The organism is Herbinix hemicellulosilytica (assembly GCF_002904165.1).
GTDB lineage: Bacteria > Bacillota > Clostridia > Lachnospirales > Lachnospiraceae > Mobilitalea > Mobilitalea hemicellulosilytica.
In genome coordinates, this window is the sequence record NZ_CVTD020000015.1 from 132,905 (window position 1) to 156,946 (window position 24,042).

Annotated in this window: 19 protein-coding genes; all 19 read left to right on the forward strand. The window is 38.2% G+C overall.

What is annotated here, in order from left to right; genetic code table 11:
- Positions 1-433: 433 nt before the first annotated feature.
- The 19 genes from lepB (at position 434) to minE (ending at position 24,031) form a co-directional block, all read left to right on the forward strand.
- Positions 434-1,036, forward strand: coding sequence for a signal peptidase I (lepB, locus tag HHT355_RS05695; protein WP_103202468.1), 603 nt, complete (start codon positions 434-436; stop codon positions 1,034-1,036).
- Between the two features lie 97 nt (positions 1,037-1,133).
- Complete coding sequence (spoIVA, locus tag HHT355_RS05700) at positions 1,134-2,612, forward strand: stage IV sporulation protein A (RefSeq protein ID WP_103202469.1); 1,479 nt, start codon at positions 1,134-1,136, stop codon at positions 2,610-2,612.
- Between the two features lie 353 nt (positions 2,613-2,965).
- Complete coding sequence (locus HHT355_RS05705) at positions 2,966-4,066, forward strand: C40 family peptidase (RefSeq protein ID WP_103202470.1); 1,101 nt, start codon at positions 2,966-2,968, stop codon at positions 4,064-4,066.
- 280 nt (positions 4,067-4,346) lie between these two features.
- Positions 4,347-5,528, forward strand: coding sequence for a glycosyltransferase family protein (locus HHT355_RS05710; protein WP_103202471.1), 1,182 nt, complete (start codon positions 4,347-4,349; stop codon positions 5,526-5,528).
- 71 nt (positions 5,529-5,599) lie between these two features.
- Positions 5,600-7,273 (forward strand): MutS-related protein, encoded by a 1,674-nt coding sequence (locus HHT355_RS05715; protein WP_103202472.1) that lies wholly within the window; start codon positions 5,600-5,602, stop codon positions 7,271-7,273.
- Positions 7,274-7,283: 10 nt separating this feature from the next.
- A complete protein-coding gene (gene rnhA, locus HHT355_RS05720; protein WP_103202473.1) occupies positions 7,284-7,766 on the forward strand; it encodes a ribonuclease HI in 483 nt (160 codons plus the stop codon).
- Positions 7,767-8,050: 284 nt separating this feature from the next.
- Positions 8,051-10,693 (forward strand): DNA mismatch repair protein MutS, encoded by a 2,643-nt coding sequence (gene mutS, locus HHT355_RS05725; RefSeq protein ID WP_103202474.1) that lies wholly within the window; start codon positions 8,051-8,053, stop codon positions 10,691-10,693.
- Between the two features lie 32 nt (positions 10,694-10,725).
- Positions 10,726-12,786 (forward strand): DNA mismatch repair endonuclease MutL, encoded by a 2,061-nt coding sequence (gene mutL / locus HHT355_RS05730; protein WP_103202475.1) that lies wholly within the window; start codon positions 10,726-10,728, stop codon positions 12,784-12,786.
- Between the two features lie 13 nt (positions 12,787-12,799).
- Positions 12,800-13,750: a tRNA (adenosine(37)-N6)-dimethylallyltransferase MiaA gene (miaA, locus tag HHT355_RS05735; RefSeq protein ID WP_103202476.1), complete on the forward strand. Its 951-nt coding sequence runs from the start codon at positions 12,800-12,802 to the stop codon at positions 13,748-13,750.
- A gap of 216 nt (positions 13,751-13,966) precedes the next feature.
- The gene (locus HHT355_RS05740; protein ID WP_330403373.1) at positions 13,967-15,259 is read left to right on the forward strand and encodes a methionine gamma-lyase family protein; all 1,293 of its coding nucleotides are present in this window, start codon (positions 13,967-13,969) and stop codon (positions 15,257-15,259) included.
- A gap of 101 nt (positions 15,260-15,360) precedes the next feature.
- A complete protein-coding gene (locus HHT355_RS05745) occupies positions 15,361-15,636 on the forward strand; it encodes a DUF4321 domain-containing protein (protein WP_103202477.1) in 276 nt (91 codons plus the stop codon).
- Between the two features lie 262 nt (positions 15,637-15,898).
- On the forward strand, positions 15,899-16,597 hold the full coding sequence (gene radC, locus HHT355_RS05750) for a RadC family protein (protein ID WP_103202478.1): 699 nt from the start codon (positions 15,899-15,901) through the stop codon (positions 16,595-16,597).
- Between the two features lie 41 nt (positions 16,598-16,638).
- Entirely contained in the window at positions 16,639-17,661 is a 1,023-nt protein-coding gene (mreB, locus tag HHT355_RS05755; RefSeq protein ID WP_103202479.1) for a rod shape-determining protein, read from the forward strand.
- 146 nt (positions 17,662-17,807) lie between these two features.
- Positions 17,808-18,686: a rod shape-determining protein MreC gene (gene mreC, locus HHT355_RS05760; protein WP_103202480.1), complete on the forward strand. Its 879-nt coding sequence runs from the start codon at positions 17,808-17,810 to the stop codon at positions 18,684-18,686.
- Positions 18,687-18,702: 16 nt separating this feature from the next.
- The gene (mreD, locus tag HHT355_RS05765) at positions 18,703-19,209 is read left to right on the forward strand and encodes a rod shape-determining protein MreD (protein ID WP_103202481.1); all 507 of its coding nucleotides are present in this window, start codon (positions 18,703-18,705) and stop codon (positions 19,207-19,209) included.
- Between the two features lie 2 nt (positions 19,210-19,211).
- Entirely contained in the window at positions 19,212-22,061 is a 2,850-nt protein-coding gene (locus HHT355_RS05770) for a peptidoglycan D,D-transpeptidase FtsI family protein (protein ID WP_103202482.1), read from the forward strand.
- 28 nt (positions 22,062-22,089) lie between these two features.
- Positions 22,090-22,764 carry a septum site-determining protein MinC gene (gene minC / locus HHT355_RS05775; protein ID WP_103202483.1) on the forward strand — a complete coding sequence of 225 codons (675 nt, stop codon included), beginning with the start codon at positions 22,090-22,092 and terminating at the stop codon, positions 22,762-22,764.
- A 187-nt stretch (positions 22,765-22,951) separates the two neighbouring features.
- Positions 22,952-23,740, forward strand: coding sequence for a septum site-determining protein MinD (gene minD / locus HHT355_RS05780; protein WP_103202484.1), 789 nt, complete (start codon positions 22,952-22,954; stop codon positions 23,738-23,740).
- A gap of 15 nt (positions 23,741-23,755) precedes the next feature.
- Positions 23,756-24,031: a cell division topological specificity factor MinE gene (gene minE, locus HHT355_RS05785; RefSeq protein WP_103202485.1), complete on the forward strand. Its 276-nt coding sequence runs from the start codon at positions 23,756-23,758 to the stop codon at positions 24,029-24,031.
- The last annotated feature ends 11 nt before the right edge of the window (positions 24,032-24,042 follow it).

Genomic DNA, 24,042 nt, shown 5'->3' on the forward strand with positions numbered 1-24,042 from the left:
GTGCAATAAAAAGATCGGAAAGCTTTATAAGAATACTTTCATTCACACTCTTATCCGGTACCTTTTTTATGGCTGCCTCGTTTTATTAATCTTATCTTGAAGGCAGCTTTTTTCCTATAAATGATGTAAAATATATCATAAACTTTATACCGATCTCTATAAAAAGCCGGAAATGCAGAACTTGGCTGTTACGAAGACAGTATTTTTTACACCAAGTATACCCTGACAATAGATAACGCACACTTAAAAAAATTAATCTGACCATTCATCCGAAAGATAAGGCCGCCCTTGTAGGTATAACGGGGCAGGGAAATCCACATTAATAAAGCTGATAATGAGAAAGCCAGAAACTTGCCATATCCCGGGCTTGTTTCAAGGATGCGGGAATGGTTATACTTGATGCATTATATTAACCGACGAAAGGACAATTTTTATGAATAACAAATGGGTAAAAATAACAAAAGAAGCCTTAAGCTGGTTTGCAGTTATTATCCTTGCTTTTGTTATATCGGCATTTATTAACAGCCAGTTATTTTCAATAGCAACCGTCAAAGAAGTTTCCATGCAGGATACATTGTATGAAAATCATAAACTGTTTATAAGCCGCCGTTCCTATAAAAAGAGTTTTCCCAAAACAGGTGATATCATTGTATTTTACCGAAACAGAAAAATTGGAAACTTTGCCGAAGGATTTTTATTTTCACTAAAACAGATGCTGCCTTTAAACAGTACAAAAAACAGCAAAGACAGGCTTGTAAAAAGAGTTATAGGCGTTCCGGGCGATGTGGTTGATATAAAAGACGGGTTAGTTTACATAAACGGAAATCCTCTTGATGAGCCTTATGCAAAAGGTGTTACTTATGAAGGAAGTATAGACCTTCCTCTGACAGTAGGAGAAAATCAGCTTTTTGTCCTGGGGGATAACAGAGAATACAGCCTGGACAGCAGAGATTTCGGACTTATTGATATAAGCCATGTGGAAGGAAAAGTTGTTTTCAGATTTTTCCCTTTTAATAAAATAGGAAAATTAAATTAAGATTTTTTTATAATAAAATATTACAAGTAAATATTCAAATATCATAGATTTGTACTGCCCTGCATATCTTTAAGTATAACCAATAGGAGGTTGACATATGTTAGGGCAGTATGATGTTTATAATGATATTCAGGCTAGGACAGGCGGTGAAATATACATAGGTGTGGTTGGGCCGGTAAGAACAGGAAAATCGACCTTTATTAAGAGATTTATGGACCTGTTGGTTATACCGGGCATCGAGGATGTCCATGCAAGGGAGAGGGCTATTGACGAATTGCCCCAGGCTGCTGCCGGTAAAACCATAATGACTACCGAGCCGAAATTCATACCTAAGGAAGCGGCCGTTATAGCTCTGAATGACGAAACAAAATTTAAAATCCGTCTTATTGACTGCGTTGGCTACATGGTGGAAGGGGCATCGGGCCATATCGAAAATGATCATGAGCGGATGGTAAAGACCCCCTGGTTTGACCATGAAATACCTTTTACCCAAGCTGCCGAACTTGGAACCAAAAAAGTAATCAACGACCATTCCACCATAGGCATCGTAGTCACAACAGACGGCAGTTTCGGTGAAATTCCGAGAACGAACTACATGGTACCTGAAGAAAAAACCATAGAAGAACTTAAAAAGCTGGGAAAACCCTTTATAGTTATTTTAAATACCAGCAAGCCCTATTCCAACGATACTTTAAGAATTGCCGAAGAAATAGAAAAAAGATATGACGTTACGGTATTACCGTTAAACTGCGAACAAATGAAAAAAGAAGATATACATAAAATCATGGAAAATATTCTTTCGGTATTCCCTGTAACCGAGATTAATTTCTACATGCCCAAATGGGCTGAAATGCTTCCTACTGACCACTGGTTAAAGGCTGATCTTATTGCCTCGGTAAAAAATCTGTTCCGTAACATTACCCGCATAAAGGATGCCAATCCGTCCAATTTTGTCACTGACAGTGATTATATTAAACGGGTTAAGCTTGACAAAGTAAATATGCAGGACGGAACTGTAGCGGTAAACTTAGAACTGGACGATACATATTACTATAAGATTTTGAGCGACTTAATAGGTGTGCCTATTACCGGCGAATATCAGCTTATTTCTACCTTAAAAGAACTGGCTGCAAAGAAAGCCGAATTTGAAAAAGTTTCTCAGGCTGTAAACCAGGTAAAGGCCAAAGGTTACGGCGTTGTATCTCCTTCAAAAGAAGAAATCCGTATTGAAGAACCTGAAATTATGAAACACGGCAGCAAGTACGGAGTAAAGATAAAAGCCAACGCTCCTTCGATTCATATGATTCGTGCGGAAATTATGACTGAGATTGCCCCTATAGTAGGAACGGAAGAGCAGGCCAAAGATTTGATCAACTATATAAATGAGAACAGCAAAGATAATCCTGAAGGCATATGGGAAACAAACATTTTCGGAAAATCCATACGTCAGCTTGTTGAAGAAGGAATTAACAGTAAAGTAAATAAACTTACCGATGAAAGCCAGATTAAGCTGCAGGAAACCATGCAAAAAATCATTAATGACAGTAACGGTGGTTTAATCTGCATAATAATATAAAATTATCTATCCTTACCAGCTTACCTTTAGAATTTTTTAATGAAATATAAGAGCTGCCCGATACCTATACAGGTATTAGGGCGGCTCTGTTATTTTCTTTTATTTTATTCTGAAATTTTATCCCTGAAGCCATCAAATGGGCATATAGTCCTATCTGATTGGCTTATTTTGTTAATATTGCCGAAAGTTAAAAAACTTTTGACATAATGTTGACAAAATTATGCCACTTTGATATTATACTTACGTAACATATTTAACATTTATGTAATAATTTTATTATTCCCTTAATATTTTATATTGAAGACTACTGTAATCTGCATCATTAGATAACATTAATTTGGAGGATCTTCTCAATGGATAATAAGCTATTGAAATTATCCCTGGCATGTGTTACGGGAGTAATACTGTCAACAGCATACAATACTCCGGCATTGGCAGTTGAATATGCAGTGGCAGGTTACCCGTATGACAAAGCAGGTTATGCTATACAGCTGGATAAAGACATAAATGAAATAACATCCTCATCTATAGGGGAAACTGAGACACCTGTTCCGGGATTTATCAATATAGGAATAGCCAATGTACAAACAAACCTGTTAGTCAGGGAAAAGCCAAGTGAGAACGGAAAGATAATCGGCAAGATGCCGAAAGATGCAGGCTGTGAAATTATAGAACCGGATAGCAACGGTTGGACAAAAATAAAATCCGGTAAGGTTACCGGTTATGTAAAAAGTGAATATCTTATTACCGGTTCCGAAGCTTCAAAGAAAGCTTTAGAAATTGCCAAATATGTTGCTACCGCCAATGTTGACGGTCTTCGTGTAAGAAAAGAACCTTCTGCGGACGAATCCGTGCCTATACTTGACTATGTGGCCAAGGGAGAGCAATTACTGGTCTTGGATCCACTGGTAGTAGTATACGGCAAAGAGCACAATAAATGGGTTAAGGTAAGTTTGGAAGGTGACGACGACCAGGTAGGTATTGTAGGATATGTTGCCAAGGAATATGTGGATTTATCCTATGAACTTCCTCATGCTTATACCCTGGAGGAATTGGAACTTGGTCCCGGTGTATCATCTTTAAGAGCAAATCTGGTTAATTATGCAAAGAAATATCTCGGTTACCGTTATGTATGGGGCGGTACCAGCTTCTCCAGAGACGGCGGTGTGGATTGCTCCGGATTCGTATTATATGTCTACAGGCAATTCGGATATACCAATCTGCCTCGTACGTCAAGAGAACAGGCAAGAAGCGGAAAAACTATATCCGCCTCCAACTTAAAACCCGGAGATTTGGTATTCTACGGTAATAATTCAACAGGATATATTAACCATGTTGCAATATACATCGGCAACAATAAGGTAATCCATGCAAGCAACAGAAGAGACGGTATCAAGATTTCGAACTTAAATTACAGAAAACCTATTAAATGTGTAAGATATATAAATGATTAACCTTAATTCATAAAAAAGATTAAATTATAAGACTTCAGACAAGGGCGGAACTTTAGTTTCCGCCCTTTTTGATGTGAAATATATTTATATTACTTATCAGTTTATTGTGTTACTTTGGAAGACTTACCAGCCGCATAAAATTCTTAAAATTAAAGAGTGAAATATAAAAAAATTAATTTATTATCTGCTAAAGGTTATGCTATACTGTAAACAAAAGTTAAGAATTAAAAAACTTAATAATTGCTTAACATAAGATAATAATTACTAAGGATGTGAATTTATGCGTATAGTCTTATTTTATAGCGGTATAGAATCTTTTAATTATTTTACCGATGAGCTTAACAATGAACTTAAAGTAAGAGGCTGTGAAACATACATATGGGATTTAAACGAAAAATCCCAGGATGGCCCCCATTCCTTTGACGGAATGCTTAAATTTTGCGAAAAAGGTGTAGATGCGGCAATCTGTTTTGACAGGTTAGGCGTAAATGAGCAGGTATATAAGGAATTTTGGAATATGCTTGGCTGCTGTGTGGTCAATATACTTATGGACCCTCCGTTTCGCTTTCATCCGCTTATGGAGGACCCTCCCAAAAAATACATTCAATTTTGCCCTGATATGCAGCATGTAGAATACACTAAGAAATATTTTCCGAAAGTAGAAAGGGTCATGTTTTTGCCTCATGCAGGTACATTACCTGATAAAGCCCCTATACCTTATACAGAAAGAAAATACGATATTCTGTTTTCGGGAACATATTACAATCCGAAAGGATATGTTGACCAGATACATAAGCTGGTAGGAAACTCAAAACTGTTTGAAATTTTTATGGACGCAGCTTCGGACTTATTTGCAAACAGTCAAAAAACCGTTGAAGAAGCGCTTAAGGATGCCCTTGCCGGGCACAACATGGGACTTGAAACAAATTATTTCAAGTCCCTGATGAGGGCCGCCGAACCCCTTGACTGGATGGTTAGGATGCATTACCGTGAGCTTGTAATAAAAGAATTACTGGATGCAGGTTTTGAGTTGTATGTTATAGGCAGGGGATGGAACAACTTTCCCGTAAAAGACAAGCATCGGTTAAATATACTTAGCGACCGGATTCCGTTTAAAGAAACTTTCTCCTATATGGAAAATGCAAAAATTAACTTAAATGTTATGCCGGGCTTTAAAGCCGGTACCCATTACAGGGTCTTTAACTCATTGTTATTAAAATCCGTATGCCTTACCGATACCAGCAGCTGGCTGCTTGAAAACTTTACAGACGAAGAAGATATAGCTTTTTATTTCCTTAGTGAGCTTGATAAGTTGCCTAAGAAAGTAAAAAATTTGCTTGAAGATGAAGAAAAGGCAAAGAAAATAGCCGAAAACGGCTATAAGAAAGTAGCCGGCAACTTTATCTGGAAGAATAATGTTGATATAATACTTAGAGAAATATCATTGATTACTGGAAGATAATTTATTGAATACCTCTTAAGTATCATAGTAAACGAATGTTATAACTAAACTGTAAACCGGAGTGTATTGCCATGGATTTTATTTTATATATCGCTATTATTTTTATAGCACTGGTAATTTGGTCAATAGTCAACGAATATAAGCATAAAAAATTGATTATAAAGCAATTAGAAGAAGAATGGGGTTTTTATCCTGAAAATGAATATTCCCCGATAAAAATGGAAGCAATAAAAGCTCTGTATTTGTCCGAAAAAGACAACCACCTGGATGTGGACGACATTACCTGGAATGATCTTGACATGGACGAAATATATAAGCTTATTAACAATACCCAATGTTCCTTGGGAGAAGAGTGCCTTTATGCCCTTTTAAGAAAGCCTTCTTTTTCAAAGGAGGAGTTGGAAGAAAGGAACCGTCTGATTGAGTATTTCCGGTCTCATAAAAACGAGCGGATAGCAATACAGGCTAAACTAAAAAATGTAGGAAAATTAAGAAATTTATCCGCTTTTGATTATACCGGCAAGTTAAGCGGTCAAAAGCCCCAAAGCAACCTTCCCCATTACATTCTAAATATTGCCTTGCTTGTATCGATTGGGCTTATTCTTATAAAACCGTTTTTAGGTGTTAGTCTTACCATTACAACAATTTCACTTAATATCTTTTCATATTTTAAATATAAGGCAAAAATAGATAATTATATCTCTATAATAGCATTTCAGCTTCGCCTGCTGGACAGCACGGAAGCTATATTAAAAATATCCGTACCGGAGCTGGATGCTTATTTTAAGCAATTGGCCTCCGATTTAAAGACCTTTAAACAGTATAAAAGAGGTTCTTTCATAGTGGTTGCCAGAAATGTCACCGGAAGTATCCTTGAAGCTGTGGTTGATTATTACAGGATGATTACCCACCACGATATTATAAAATATAATTCAATGGTCAGCTATTTTAAGAAACATATGGATACCATGATCCGTATATTTAAGACGGTAGGTTTCCTGGATGCTATGATAGCCGCAGCTTCTTTCAGAGATATGGTAGAGTACTTTTGCATACCTGAACTTTCAGACGATTACGGAAATCCCAAGCTTTCCGTAGTTGATGTCTACCATCCGCTTATTAGTGATCCTGTACCTAATTCCATAACTGAGGATCGGTGTGCATTAATAACAGGCTCAAACGCTTCCGGCAAATCCACCTTTATTAAATCCTTAGGAATTAACGCCATTTTATCGCAGACCATATATACTTCCCTAAGCAGAGAGTACAAGGCAAACTTTTTCCTTATTTACTCATCCATGGCCTTAAAAGACAATATTTTAGGCAACGAAAGCTATTTTATCGTAGAAATCAAGTCCCTTAAAAGAATCTTGGACAATGCCGGCAAAGACTATCCCATTCTTTGCTTTATTGACGAAGTGCTTAGGGGTACCAATACTTTGGAAAGGATAGCGGCTTCCTCACGGATACTGGCATCAATTACGGAAAAAAACACCCTTTGTTTTGCAGCAACCCATGATATTGAGCTGACTTATATACTGGAAAATCTGTACTCCAATTATCATTTCAGAGAAAGGGTGGAAGGAAACCGGGTATTATTTGATTACAAATTATACAAAGGCAGAGCCGTATCCAGAAATGCCATAAAGCTTTTAAAGCTTTTAGGTTATTCCGAGGATATAATTACCGCGGCTGAAAATGCCGCAGATGAATATTTGAAAACCGGAGAATGGAGCACAATCTGAGAGGTGAAATATGTTGCATAAAGTAGATATATATACCGACGGGGCGGCAAGGGGCAATCCCGAAGGCCCCGGCGGTTATGGCACAATTATTGTATATGTAGATTCCAAAGGCCAGGAGCATATAAGGGAATACAGTGCAGGCTACAAAAAAACCACCAACAACAGGATGGAACTGATGGCCGCTATCGTAGGCCTTGAAGCTCTCACTAAACCCTGTCAGGTAACTTTATATTCGGATTCTCAATACCTGGTTAAGGCCTTTAACGAAAACTGGATTGAAGGCTGGATTAAAAAGGGATGGAAAAGGGGAAAAAATGAACCGGTAAAGAACGTAGACTTATGGAAACGGCTTCTTAAGGCTATGGAACCTCATAAGGTGCAATTCGTTTGGATTAAAGGCCATGACGGCCATCCCCAAAACGAAAGATGTGATTTTCTTGCCACATCTGCTGCCGACGGGACTGATTTGTTGGAAGATGTTATTATGGAGTAAATTATAAATCATTTTAAGACATATTTATAATTGATTCGTATAATAGTCATAGCCTATATAACGGCAGACTATACGGAAAAATTTATAGTTCAGTACTTACACTTGCGAATCAAATAAAATAAACAGGATATTACAGATAATTTCAACTGATAAAAAGGTGCTAAATTTATAGCGCCTTTTCTTAATTTAATTTAGCTAAAAATCCTTTTGAAAATATAATCTCATATGATATACTTTTATAAGCAAGTTCATTAATATTTTACATAAGAAAGGACAGTACCTTAATGGAAAATCTCACTCCGTTAATGCAGCAATACATGCAGATAAAGGAGCAATATAAAGACTGTATTTTATTTTACCGTCTGGGCGATTTTTATGAAATGTTTTTTGAGGATGCCAAAATTTGCTCCCGGGAATTAGAGATAGCACTGACAGGAAAACCTATCGGAAAAGATGAAAGGGCTCCCATGTGCGGGGTTCCTTATCATGCCGCCGAAAATTACTTAAGTAAGTTAATAGCCCGTGGATACCGTGTGGCTATCTGTGAACAGATAGAAGACCCAAGGACAGCCAAGGGTATTGTAAAAAGAGAAGTAGTAAGAATTGTAACACCCGGAACCAACATAAATACCCAAGCCCTTGATGAGACAAAGAACAATTATCTTATGTCCGTTGTACATACCACCAATTTGTACGGTATCTCCGTTGTCGATGTTACAACCGGAGATTATTTTGTTACCGAGATAGACAACAACAGAAAACTATTGGACGAGATATACAAGTGGGCACCGTCGGAAATCATATGTAACGATTCATTTATGGTTTCCGGTATTGACATACAGGCTGTCAGATCCATAAACAACCTTTCCCTTTCTCCCCTTGACCCCTGGTATTTTGACGACGATTTATGCGTAAGGGCTTTGATGGAGCATTTTGGTGTGGCAACTCTTGACGGAATCGGCCTTAAGGACTATACCATCGGAGTTATTGCCGCAGGCAGCATAATGCAGTATTTAAAAGAAACTCAAAAAAACACCCTTACTCATATCACGAAGCTCACCCCATACACTTACGACAAATATATGCTCCTTGACAGCTCAACCGTACGGAATCTGGAGCTTACCGAAACCATCAGGGATAAGCAGAAAAAAGGGTCCCTGCTTTGGGTTTTAGATAAGACCAAAACAGCCATGGGTGCAAGGCTTCTAAGAAGCTATTTGGAACAGCCTTTAATCGATTATGATTTAATTAAAGAAAGGCTTTCTGCCGTAAAGGAATTAAAGGATAATGTAATTACAAGGGAAGAGATAAGGGAATATTTAAACACCATTTATGACCTTGAACGGCTGATGGGAAGAATCAGCTACAAAAGCGCCAATCCCAGAGATTTAATTGCTTTTAAAACATCCCTTGAAACCCTTCCCCATATCAAATTCTTAATAAAGAATTTTGACAGCAAACTTATTAAAGAAATTTATGATGAACTGGATGATCTTTCGGACATTTATAAGCTGATTGATGATTCCATTAAAGATGATCCTCCCATTAACATAAAAGAAGGGGGCATCATAAAAGACGGATATAATGCGGAGGTTGACCGTTTAAGAAAAGCCAAAACTGAAGGAAAAGACTGGCTTATGGAACTGGAGGCAAAAGAACGGGAAGCTACAGGAATTAAAAATCTGAGAATTAAATATAATAGGGTTTTTGGTTACTACCTGGAAGTGACCAATTCTTATCAGGACCTGGTTCCGAAAGACTGGGTAAGAAAACAGACCCTGGCCAATGCGGAACGGTACACCACCGACAAATTAAAAGAACTGGAAGACATAATTCTCGGGGCGGAAGACAAGCTCTTTTCACTGGAGTATGACTTATTCTGTGAAATCAGGGATAAGATTGCCCTGGAAGTAAAGAGAATCCAAAAGACAGCCAAAGCCATAGCCAAGCTTGACGTCTTTGCCTCTTTAGCATTGGTTGCTGAGCAGAATAATTACGTATGTCCGGAAATAAACACAGACGGATATATACATATAAAAAACGGCCGGCATCCCGTGGTGGAAAAAACCATATCCCACGGTATGTTTGTGGCAAACGACACTTTGCTTGATAACAATAAAAACCGCATCTCCATTATAACAGGCCCCAATATGGCGGGAAAATCCACTTATATGAGGCAGACCGCCCTTATTGTCCTTATGGCCCAAATAGGAAGCTTTGTACCCGCCGACAGTGCAAAAATAGGCATTGTGGACAGAATATTTACCAGAGTAGGAGCATCCGACGACCTGGCAGGAGGTCAAAGTACCTTTATGGTGGAGATGACTGAAGTAGCAAACATCTTAAGAAATGCCACAAAAAACAGCCTGCTTATACTTGATGAAATCGGAAGGGGTACCAGCACCTATGACGGACTGTCCATTGCCTGGGCTGTTGTCGAATATATAAGCAATACCGGTGTACTTGGAGCCAAGACTCTGTTTGCAACCCATTACCATGAACTGACCGAACTGGAAGGAAAAATTGACGGGGTCAACAATTACTGCATAGCCGTCAAAGAGCAGGGTGACGATATTATTTTCCTTAGAAAGATAGTAAAAGGGGGAGCAGACAAAAGCTACGGCATCCAGGTGGCAAAACTGGCAGGAGTTCCCGCTGCGGTTCTTAAAAGAGCCAATGAAATTGTAGAACAGCTTTTGGGAAACGATCTGGCCTTAAAGGCAAAATCCATATCAGCCGGTTCACAAAAGCCTAAAGACGAGTTTACCCAGGAAACATTGCCGTTAGAGCAATTGTCTTTGTTTTCGGTTTCTGGAAACGAAGATATTATAACGGAGATACGGGATCTTGATATAAATAAGCTAACCCCGATTGACGCTTTAAATAAGTTATACCAATACCAGGAAAAAATACGAAAAAGAATATAGTAGCAAAAATTTTTACAGAAAGGATGGCCGCCATGTCATTAATCCGTATTCTGGATGAAAACACAATAAATCAAATTGCCGCGGGTGAAGTAGTTGAGCGCCCCAGGGCAGTGGTAAAAGAACTTATCGAAAACTCCATCGATGCCAAAGCTACTGCCATAACTGTTGAAATAAAAGAAGGCGGCTTAAGTTTTATTAGAATAACCGATAACGGTACAGGCATAGCAAAAGACGATATTCCCCTGGCATTTATGCGCCATGCCACAAGCAAAATAAGAACAGCCGAAGACCTTTTTGATATAAAAAGCCTGGGCTTTAGGGGAGAGGCCCTTTCAAGCATAGCTGCCGTATCCCAGGTCGAACTTATTACCAAAGAGCCATCCTCATTAAACGGCTATCGTTACATAATCGAAGGGGGCGAAGAAAAATCCCTGGAAGAAATCGGTTGTCCCGACGGTACAACTATTATAGTACGCAATCTGTTTTTCAATACGCCGGCAAGAAGAAAGTTTTTAAAATCAGCCAAAACGGAAGCCGGTTATATAAATGACCTGATGGAAAAACTTATAATGTCCCATCCCGGTATATCCTTCAGATTTATTGTAAATAATAAGTTAATTCTTCAATCATCTGGCAATAATAATATTAAGGACGTGCTTTATCAAATCTACGGGCGGGATATTTCAAAAGAACTTTTATACGTAAAGCATTTTGCCGGTGACGTAAAAGTAAGCGGCTTTATAGGCAAGCCCACCATAAGCAGGGGCAACAGGAACTTTATGAATTATTTCATCAACGGAAGATATATTAAAAATTATATTATTACCAAAGCCATAGAGGACGCTTATAAACCCTATATGATGCAGCATAAATATCCTTTTACATCCCTGTATTATGAGATAGACCCGTCGCTTTTGGATGTAAACGTCCATCCTCAGAAACTGGAATTAAAACTTAAAAATTCCGATGATGTTTATGAAATAACATGCAAAATAATTAAAGAAACACTTGCCGGAAAAGAACTTATACCGCATATCAGCTTAACCGAAGAAAAAGCACCGGAAGTACCGGCAGCAAAAAAGCTTCCCGAGCCGTTTGAAAAGAACAGGCTAAGCCAGCTTAAGGCCTTGGAAACCCTGGCAAATCATGATAACACAATTAACCACAACTTATCGGATATGAGTAAGCCGGTTTATGGATATATACAACCGGATATGACAAATAACGATATATCAGGTGAATCCGGGAAAAATCATAAATTGTCAGGCTTATATCCAAATAATCATGACATTCTTCCGGCTAACAGTGCCGATAATCTTGTTAAGGATGGCGATAATTACACCGGATCCGATAAGACTAAGGAAAATAATAATTATCAAACATATGCGCAAAGAGATATATGCAATTTATCAGATAAGCAGAATATGATATCTGATGCCAAGCAGCTTGATTTATTTGCAGAAAATGACGACATTACAGAAGCTCCCTTTTTATCTGTCAAAGCTGCTGCCAACCATAAAATTATCGGCCAGGTATTTTCCACTTACTGGCTTGTGGAATATAAAAACGATCTTTACATCATCGACCAGCATGCCGCCCATGAAAAGGTTTTATATGAAAGAATAATTGCCGCAGCAAGGGAAAACAGACATACCTCTCAAATGCTTATGCCTCCAATTGTGCTTACTCTTTCCCTTGCCGAGCAGGAGGCAATCTCGGCTCATGAGGAAGTTTTAAAAAAGCTTGGATATGAAATAGAACATTTCGGAGGCAACGAATTTTCTTTAAGGGCGGTACCGGCAGACTTATATAATTTGTCAGACAAGGATTTATTTCTTGAATTTGTTGACGAGCTGACTCAGGAGATTTCAAGCTTAAGACAGCCCAGGCCGGAATCCGTTCTTGAAAAAACCGCATCCCTGGCCTGCAAGGCGGCCGTTAAGGCCAACCATGAATTTTCTTTTGAAGAAGCATCCTCGTTGATAAATGAGCTTTTAACCCTTGAGAACCCTTACAACTGCCCTCACGGCAGGCCGGTTATAATATCTATGAGCAAATACGAACTGGAAAAGAAATTTAAGAGAATAGTATAGACGGTGAAGTTACATGAGCAAAAAACCCCTGATAATATTAACAGGTCCCACGGCGGTGGGTAAAACTTCCCTGTCAATTAGCCTTGCCAAGGCTGTGGATGGGGAAATTATTTCTGCAGATTCAATGCAGGTTTATAAGTATATGGATATAGGAACGGCTAAGATTACTCCCGAAGAAACCGAGGGTATTCCTCACTATCTTATCAGTGAATTTGAGCCGGATGAGGAATTTAATGTTGTAAAATTTCAGGAATATGCCAAAAAATATATAAAAGCTATTCATGATAAAAATAAAATCCCCATACTTGTAGGAGGAACCGGCTTTTATATTCAGGCGGTTTTATATGACATTGAATTTGAAGAAACAAGTCCCGACAATTCATATCGTGATGAACTAGCAGAACTTGCCGAAAAATATGGCCCACAGTTTCTGCATGATATGCTGGCAAAGGCTGATCCTGCCAGTGCCAAAGCAATTCATCCCAATAATGTAAAAAGGGTAATCAGGGCCCTGGAATATATAAAGCATACGGGAGAGCCCATATCAGCCCATAATGAAGCCCAAAGAAAAAAAGAATCCCCGTATTTGTACAGATATTTTGTTCTAAACAAAGACAGGGAAAAACTCTATGAAAGCATTAATAAGAGAGTGGACATTATGATTGATAAAGGCCTTGTGGATGAGGTAAAGCGTCTTAGGGATATGGGCTATACAAAAGATATGGTATCAATGCAGGGATTAGGATATAAGGAAATTATAGATTATCTTGAAGGGAACTGTACCTTGGAAGAAGCCATATACACAATAAAAAGAGATACCAGGCATTATGCCAAAAGGCAGCTTACATGGTTTAAGAGGGAAAAAGACGTTATATGGATAAACAAGGACGATTTTGAAAGTGAAAAAGACATATTGGAATTTATCCTGGAAAACCTTCGCCGATGCGGTATAATAAGTAAATGATTCATTAAATTAAAAGATAATTTCATAATTTATAATTTACAATTTTTTATCATATAGCTACTTATAACTTTTATTATTTTTTTGCTTATATATACTTAGCAATTAAAATCTATAGCATATTGATAACATAATAATATTATGTAAACTTATTTTATATGATAAGATATATTCTAATTTACTTTACATCTTTAAAATACTTTTATCGGAGGAATAGCAGTGTTTACTAATGAATTAAATGAAATTTATAAATTTATGGGTATTGATTCTAAACTTCTTGATTTATCCCATAAGATAGAAGAGAAATTAAAAGATCGGTTTAAAATTATAGATAAGGTAGCGGAATACAATCAGCTAAAAGTGTTAAAAGCCATGCAGGACAATAATGTAAGTGATGTGCATTTTTCCGCCACTACAGGATACGGTTATAACGATATCGGCAGGGATACTTTGGAAAAGGTATATGCCGATGTTTTTCATGCCGAAGATGCCCTGGTCCGCCCTCAGCTTATCAGCGGCACCCACGCCCTTACGGTCGCATTGTTCGGTAACTTAAGACCCGGAGATGAGCTTTTGTCCCCGGTAGGTAAACCTTATGATACCCTGGAGGGAGTAATAGGCATAAAGGAAACCAAAGGTTCCCTGGCCGAATACGGCGTTACTTATAAACAAGTTGATTTAAAACCCGACGGCAGCATTGACTATGAAAATATAAAAAAAGCTATAGGTCCTAAAACAAAGCTTGTTACCATTCAAAGATCCAAAGGTTACGCAAGCAGGCCTACATTAAGTGTGGAACAGATCGGGCAATTAATTTCCTTTATAAAAAATATCAAGCCCGATGTAATTTGCATGGTGGATAACTGTTACGGAGAATTTGTGCAAACAGTAGAACCTACGGATGTAGGTGCAGACTTATGTGTAGGTTCTTTGATTAAAAATCCCGGCGGTGGTCTTGCTCCCATAGGTGGCTATATAGTGGGAAAAGCCGAATATGTAGAAAATGCTTCTTACAGACTTACCGCCCCCGGGTTAGGTAAAGAAGTAGGGGCAACCCTGGGATTAAATTCAAGCCTGTACCAGGGCCTGTTTCTTGCCCCGCAGGTAGTATCGGGAGCTTTAAAAGGCGCTATTTTTGCCGCAAATCTGTATGAATATTTTGGATTTAAGGTTCACCCTAATGCCGAAGAAGACCGTTTTGATATTATCCAGGCTGTTACACTAAACAGTCCCGAAGCGGTAATAGCATTTTGTGAGGGGATACAGGCTGCGGCTCCGGTAGACAGTTTTGCCGCCCCGGTACCCGGCCCCATGCCCGGCTATGACTGCGATGTAATTATGGCAGCAGGAGCTTTTGTTCAAGGTTCATCCATCGAACTTTCGGCTGATGCTCCCATTAGGCCGCCGTATACGGTTTTCTTCCAGGGCGGTCTTACCTGGTATCATGCAAAATTCGGTATCTTGAAGTCATTGCAAAGACTATACGAAAAAAATCTTATTAGTTTAAATTAAAGTTATTAATTGATATGGCCTATACACCCATTCTTCCTGTATACAAAAACCTGTTCTTGTGATAAAATCATTTTAGTATGAACGTAAAGGGAGTAATTTAAATGGCAAGAACATTGGGTAAAAACAGGTGGGCTTTATTTTTATTGCTTCTTGCCGGTATCGTTGCAGGAAGCTTTGTTGGCCACCTGGTAAGAAAAGTAGATTTTCTGTCATGGCTTAATTACGGCATCGATTTCTCAATCGGTAATGCAGAAGGCAATAATATTGTTACCTTAAATTTAGGTGCCCTGATAGTCCATTTTGGCCTCAGGTTAAGAATTACCGTAGGAAGCATATTAGGTGCCGTTGCATCAATTTTTATATATAAAAAGATTTAAATACTGCCAAAAAGCTTATTAATCAGGAAATTTAAAGGAACATTAAATTTTCCTTTTTATTATTGAAGAGTCTGGGTTTTTACATTCTTGTCAGATTACATTGAATATTATATACATAACATAGAAATTTTGATTAAATTATTTTTTTTGATTGACATTAAGTACGGCTAATTATTACACTTATTTTGCTTTAAATTCTTGCTTGTAATATTCATAATGATATCCGAATGGTTTCCTGGAGAGAGAAAGTAAGGAGGATATCATGAACTACAATCATTTAACAGTAAAAGAATTACCTGTATCGGAACGCCCCTATGAGAAGTGTGAAACATATGGGCCCCAATTTTTATCTGATGCAGAACTTTTGGCTGTTATCTTAAAAACCGGGAGCAAAGGGCTAAGAGCTATAGATTTAGCCGTAAATGTGCTTAATTACTCCAAAACATATCCCGGACTTAAAGGTTTAAATTATTTAACTATGAAAGAACTTACAAAAATCCGTGGTATCGGTAGAGTTAAAGCCATTCAGCTTCTTTGCCTGACAGAGCTGACCAAAAGAATGTCAAAGGAGGTACATAAAGAATCCTTAAAATTTACAACTCCACAAAGCGTAGCCGAGTATTATATGCAGGATATGCGCCATCTAAAGAAAGAACAGGTTCTGCTTCTTATGCTTGATTCAAAAAGCAAATTGATAAAGGATATGGTTATGTCTTCAGGTACGGTAAATTTATCCATAGTCCCGATAAGAGAAATCCTTATCCAGGCATTGAAAGAAGAAGCTGTGAAAATTATTTTGGTTCATAATCATCCAAGCGGTGACCCCGCCCCCAGTCCTGAAGATATCAGGGTAACAAAAAGAATGAAAGAAGCAGGCGATTTAATCGGCATATCGCTTATGGATCATATTATTATTGGCGATAATAAATATATCAGCTTAAAAGAGCAGGGATTTTTGTAATACTTAAAGCCGCCTAAGGCATAAATGGAGGTACTTATACAATGGCACAAAGAACATTTGGCATAGATTTCGGGACTAGTACTATAAAAATCAGCAGAAAAGGGCAGGGGGTTGTACTGGACGAACGTAATATTATAGCTGTCGCCGACAAAAAAAATATCATAGCTGCCGGCGATGAAGCATTTGATATATACGAAAAGGCTCCTGCCAATATTTTGGTAACATATCCCGTAAGAAACGGAGTTATTGCCGACGTTGAAAATATGACAACATTATTAAACTTTTTTATGCACAAAGTTTGCGGTTCTAAAAGGCCAGGTGCAGCCGATTATATAGTAGCAACACCTACAGATATTACGGAAGTTGAGCGCAGATCTTTTTATGAACTGATTGCTCACTCAGGTTTAAAATACAAAAGGATTAAAATAGTTGAAAAACCGGTTGCCTGTGCTTTGGGAGCCGGTCTTGAAATTACAACCGCAAAAGGAGTTATGGTCGTCGATATAGGAGCGGACACTACGGAAGTATCCATACTTTCATTGGGTGGTATAGTTTTAAGCAAATTAATCCCTGTCGGCGGTAACAAGCTCGATGAAGCCATTAAAGGTGTAGTTAAGAAAAGGCATAATCTCTATATCGGCGACAAAACCGCCGAATATATTAAAAAAACACTGGCAAGCGCTATCCCTAACGTAAAGGCAAGCGTAAAAGTATACGGCCGTGCGGTAGTAAGCGGTCTGCCTGTTGAAATGGAAATAGATTCGGAAACGGTTTATGAGGCTATAATTGAATACCTGTATAATATCATAGACGCTATCCGTATCATTTTGGAAAGGACACCGCCTGAAATATCTTCGGATATTATAGACAGCGGTATTTATATAAGCGGAGGATCGGCAAAAATATACGGCATTGCCGATTTGGTTGCCAAAGAAACCGGTCTTAAGGTTAATATCTGTGAAGACCCCGCAAACACGGTAGCAAAGGGCCTTTGCAGAATCATGGATGAACCGAAGCTTTCGTCTTTGGCCAATTTCCTGCGTCCTAGAACCCTTGAAGATTAAACACAACAGGAAGTAAACTTAATTTTTTTACACTTACGTTAGTTATTAAATTAATCGACATGAATGATTTAATTAAGCAGATTTTAGTTTTTAGCGCCTGAAATATGGCATTAAATTTAATAAGAATATAAAAATTAGGAGTCACTATGAGGCGAAGGAAAGGTTTTCGTTTTAATCCTAAACATGGACTAATTGCAGGGGTAATACTGTGTCTTATCCTTATTATATTATCGTTCCGCTTCGGCGAACTGTTTTATCCGGTAAGAAATGCGGTAGGCACGGTAATCACGCCCATGCAGAAGGGTATAAATACCGTCGGAATATTTATTGCCGACAAACTCGAAACTTTAAAAAGCATTCGTGAACTTACCGAAGAAAATAAAAGGCTGAAAGAGCAAGTCAGCGTTCTTTCCTATGAGAATAAACTGCTTTTGCAAAACAAATACGAACTTGACGAGCTTAGGAAATTGTATGAACTTGATCAAAAATACCTGGATTATCCCAAAGTCGCTGCCCGTATCATTGATAAGGATACCAACAACTGGTATAATGTTTTTACCATAGACAAGGGTACCAAAGACGGCCTGGCAGTTGACATGAATGTTATGGCAGGCAACGGCCTTGTTGGTATTATTACCGAATGCTATTATAATCATGCCAAAGTTAGGGCAATAATCGACGATAAAAGTGCGATTTGGGGAATGTTTTTAAAGACTTCCGATACCTGCCTTGTTCAGGGCGACTTAAAATTAATGGAAGACGGTAAAATCCGTGTAAGTTTTATCAGTAAAGATGCCGAAATAGAAGACGGATATGAAGTGGTTACAGCCCATACAAGTCCGAAATACCTTCAGGGCATCTTAATCGGTTATGTCAGTGATATAAAACTTGATTCCAACAACATGACAAAAACAGCTTATCTTACACCGGCTGTTGATTTTCAAAGGCTAAGTGAGGTTCTTATTATAACGGAGCTAAAAGAGCCTCTGCTAAAAGAACCTCCCGAGAATGCAATAAACGAATAGTAAAGAGGTATGCATTTTGAAACGGGCTATAATATATTTCTTAGAAATCATCATATGTTTTGTTTTGCAAAGTTCATTATATCAGTTTATAAACTTGGCAAATGTCATGCCAAATCTGCTTATTATACTTGTTGTGGCTACCGCTTATATGAGGGGCAAAACTACAGGAATGACAGTCGGCTTTTTTTCCGGCCTTTTGGTTGATATCCAATTCGGAAACCTTATCGGGCTTTATGCACTCCTTATGATGCTAATTGGATATGTGGCCGGCTTTGCCAATAAAATATATTCCAGGGACGACTATACGCTTCCCCTCTTTTTTATAGCTATAGCCGATTTTGTATATCAGTTTTTATATTATATTTTAGAGTTTTTAATTCGGGGCAGATTGGATTTCCTGTATTATCTGCGGGCAAAAATTCTTCCCGAAATTATTTATACCGTGGCAGTTTCCGTAATCCTATACAAGCTGCTGCATATGATTAACCATTGTCTGGACCGGAATGAAAATGAGGAGGAATAAACTTGTTTGACGTTTTTCTTGATGCCATAAAACGCTTAATTAAATCAAGGCTGCTATTTATCGCACTTATATATATGGTGCTTTTTGGCGTCATTGTCCACCGGTTATTTGTCCTGCAGATAGTGGAAGGCCCTACCCATGCCGAGGAATATGAATATAAGAATACGGTCAGCAGGGAAATTAAAAGTACCAGGGGAAATATCTACGATCGTAACGGAATGCTTTTAGCTTCCAATACCTTATCTTATTCCGTTGTTATGGAAGATACTTCTGAAATCACATCCAATGCGCAGAGAAATGCAGTTATTTATAAACTGATTCAAATTATAGAAAAAAACGGGGATACCTTGGACAACCCTTTTTATATTATTCATACGGGAAATGGGGAATTTGAATTTACCGTAACAGGATCAGCCCTTACCCGTTTTAAAAAGAATGTTTATGCCTATGCTCTGGAAAATAATCAGCTAACCGAAGAGCAGCAGAATGCCACCGCAAAAGATGTTTATTATTTTTTAAAGGACGGATCCAAGAAATATCCTATGTTCGGGATATCCGACGAATATTCGATAGAGGATACCTTAAAAATTATGAGTGTCCGCTATGCCTTGTTTAACAATTACCCCAAATACAATCAGATTACGGTGGCATCCAATGTTTCCGAAGGCACTGTAGCCATGATTATGGAAAATATCGCAGATCTTCCCGGTGTTCAGATAAAGCAGGAAACAAAAAGGGTATATCATGACAGTTTATATTTTGCTCACATGCTTGGTTACACAGGCCTTATTAATGCGGAAGAACTGGATAAATTAAACTCCGAAGCAGGCGAAGAGTATTACAATTCAACAGATATTGTCGGTAAAACCGGAATTGAAAAAGAATTTGAAGAATATTTAAGAGGATCAAAAGGCAGCGAAATAGTCACCGTTAACGAAAACGGGAAAGTAATCGGGGTTGTGGACAGAAAAGATCCGCTTGCGGGCAACGACTTGTACCTGACTATCGACGGCAACCTGCAGAAAGCCGCATATCATATCCTTGAAAAACGCATTGCAGGTATTTTACTTGAACACCTTACACCCGATCTCGATTACGGTACAAAAGGGGAGAGTGCCAGCAATATAAAAACTCCCATTTATGAAGTATATTTCGCCCTTATAGACAATAACATAATCGATATTGAAAGATTGTCGGCTCCTAACGCCACATCACTGGAAAAGCAGATTTACAATAAATTTATAGATGCCAGAAATGAAATTTTTTCAAGGCTTAATACTTTACTTGCACCGGACAATGAAACCACAAACAACAAAGCCGGGGATATGGAGGAATACCTTGATTATATCTATGATATCCTTGTCGACAATAATGTTATTCTTATAGATAAAATTGATAAGGATGATGTTACCCTTCGTTCTTATCAAAACGACAGGATTTCATTAAGCAAATTTTTACAGTACGCTATTGCGAATAATTATGTGGACCTAAATAAACTGGATGTTGATACTTACTACAGCTCGGAAGAATTATATCAGAAATTATTGAATTATACTCTGGAACTTTTGGAAGCTGATAGCACTTTTAATAAAAAAATATACCGCTATTTGGTGTTTTCGTATAAATTGTCGGGAACTGAAATTTGTCTTTTATTATTTGACCAAGGTGTGTTAGAATATAATGAAGAAGATATTCAAAAATTAAAGTCCGGCGCTGTTTCCGCGTATAAATTCATGGAAGCAAAAATCCGGTCTCTGGAAATAACACCGGCAATGCTGGCTTTGGAACCGTGCAGCGGCTCCATTGTTGTTACCGATGTAAATACCGGCAATGTTCTTGCCATGGTAACATATCCAAGCTACGACAATAATAAACTGGCAAACAAGGTAGATCCCGATTATTACGAATGGCTGTATACAGATAAATCCCTGCCGTGGATGAACAGGCCGACCATGCAGCTTACCGCTCCGGGATCGACTTTTAAGATGGTAACATCAATTGCCGGTCTTGAAGAAGGGGTTATAACCCCCCACGAAAAAATAAATGACTTGGGCATTTTCGAGAAGATTTCCCTTCCCGCCAAATGCCATATCTATCCCCGTTCGCACGGTGCCGTTGACATTTCCAATGCTTTAAAAGTATCCTGCAACTATTATTTTTATGAAACAGGTTTTAGGCTCAGCATAGACAGTAACGGGGAATTCAATGAGCAATTAGGTTTAAGCAGAATAAAAAACTATGCCTCCCTCTTAGGGCTTGACACCAAATCCGGTGTTGAAGTAGGAGAGGCTATGCCGAATGTTTCCGATAAGGATCCTGTCCGCAGTGCCATCGGTCAAGGAACTAATCTGTACACTCCGGTACAGTTATCAAGATATGTTACCACCTTGGCCAACCGCGGTACCAACTATAAACTGACATTAATAAACCGCATCATAAGTAAAGACGGAAAGATTGTTTTCAAAAATGAGCCTCAGGTTTACAAAGATTTGAGTTCTGTTAAGAACACGACCTGGGACAGCATCTTAAAAGGAATGTATATGGTTACCAATGAGCAAAGGGGATCCGTTTATGGGCTTTACGGTAATTTTGGCGTTACCGTAGCCGGTAAAACCGGAACCTCTCAGATAAGTTTAAGCAAACCGAACAACGCATTGTTTATATCTTTTGCCCCTTATGAAAAGCCTGAAATATCTGTGACCGTAGTCATTCCCAACGGTCATACGTCGGGTAATGCTGCGGAAACAGCCAGAGATATATATCAGCTGTACTTTAACCTGGAAAATGAGGAAAAATTAACTTCCAGGGAAGCATCATTGCCGGAAAATGACAGTGCGGCTTTTTCGGATTAATTATTAATTCAAAATTAAGGAGATAACAATGAAAGCTGTTGACAATTCTGTTATTATAAAAGGCAATAATTACGGTATCATTGTTGTTCTGGATCCGGAACTAAGCTTCGATGAGTTAAAAGAGAAAGTAGCAAATAAATTCAAAGAATCAAGCAAGTTTTTTAAAGACGCAAAATTGGCGATAAGTTTTGAAGGACGAAAATTAACTAATGAAGAACAAAGGGATATTTTGGATATAATTGGGCAAAATACTGATATGCACATTGTTTGTGTTATAGAAAACGATCCTGAAAAAGAAAAAGTATTTAAAAAAACCCTTGAACAAAAACTTATGGAACTTGAAAACAACACCGGTCAATTCTATAAGGGCATTTTGCGTTCGGGAACTTCCCTGGAGTTTGAAACCAGTGTTGTTATTATCGGTGATGTAAATAACGGAGCAAGGGTAGTTTCCAAAGGAAATATAGTAGTTCTCGGTTCCCTAAAAGGAACTGCATTTGCCGGAGCTTGCGGCAATACCGATGCTTTTGTTATAGCTCTTGATATGAGGCCTACACAAATCCGGATTGCAGATACCATTGCCAGATCTCCGGATAAACCGATGAAAGACGCAGAAAAAGAACCTAAAATAGCCTTTTTGGAAGACGGCAATATTTATATTGAACCGCTTTCAAAAAATATCCTAAATGATATACGTCTATAACAATCTAATTATTTAATTCAGTTGTTTTATAATAATTTTTCAATATTGTATCTGCATAAATTTAAAATTATTTATATAATAATTACGCTATTTAACAAGCAGCCTGCTGCTTGTCAATTAAGAATATATATATATAAATTTTGAAATACAGGAGGCAATGCCTCAATTTCGGACTGGAGGATAATATATGGGAGAAGTTATAGTTATTACATCTGGAAAAGGCGGTGTAGGAAAAACTACAACCACCGCCAATGTCGGTACAGGCCTGGCAATGCTTGAAAAAAAGGTTGTACTGATTGACACAGACATTGGTCTTAGAAACCTGGATGTTGTCATGGGACTGGAAAACCGGATTGTATACAATCTGGTGGATGTAATCGAAGGAACCTGCCGGATACGTAATGCCCTGATTAAGGACAAGCGTTATCCTAACCTGTATTTATTGCCTTCCGCACAAACCAGAGATAAAAATGCGGTTACACCGGAACAAATGAAAAAGTTAACAGACGAATTAAGAGAGGAGTTTGATTACATATTATTGGACTGTCCGGCCGGTATTGAACAGGGCTTTCGCAATGCGATAGCCGGAGCCGACAGAGCAATAGTTGTTACCACCCCTGAAGTTTCGGCTGTAAGAGATGCAGACCGTATTATTGGTTTGTTGGAAGCCAATGATATGAAAGACATACGTTTAATAGTAAACAGAATTCGCATGGATATGGTAAAACGCGGAGATATGATGTCCAGCGATGATGTATGCGAAATACTTGCTATTGATTTAATCGGAGTCGTCCCGGATGATGAGAACATTGTCATATCCACAAACCAGGGTGAGCCGCTTGTAGGTTCAGATTCTTTGGCGGGACGAGCTTATATGAACATAGCAAGAAGAATAATGGGAGAAGATATTCCTTATCTTGATTTAAACGAGAAGAGTTCCTTCTTCAGCAAACTTTTTGGTAAACACAAGAGATAATAGGGGAGGTATAACATGGGTCTGGCTGATTTTTTCAGAAAAAAAGGAAGCAGCAGCGTTGCGAAAGATAGGTTAAAACTGGTTCTGGTTTCTGACCGGGCAGGTTGTTCACCTGAAATAATGGAACAAATAAAAAATGATATTATACATGTCATTTCAAAATATATAGAAATAGACTTAGAAGGGCTTGATATTAAGATTACGCAGACAGAATCGGAAACCAATAACGGAGCGGTTCCGGCTCTGTTTGCAAGTATTCCCATAAAGGATATGAAGTCTGCTAAGAAATAAGGATGTTTAAA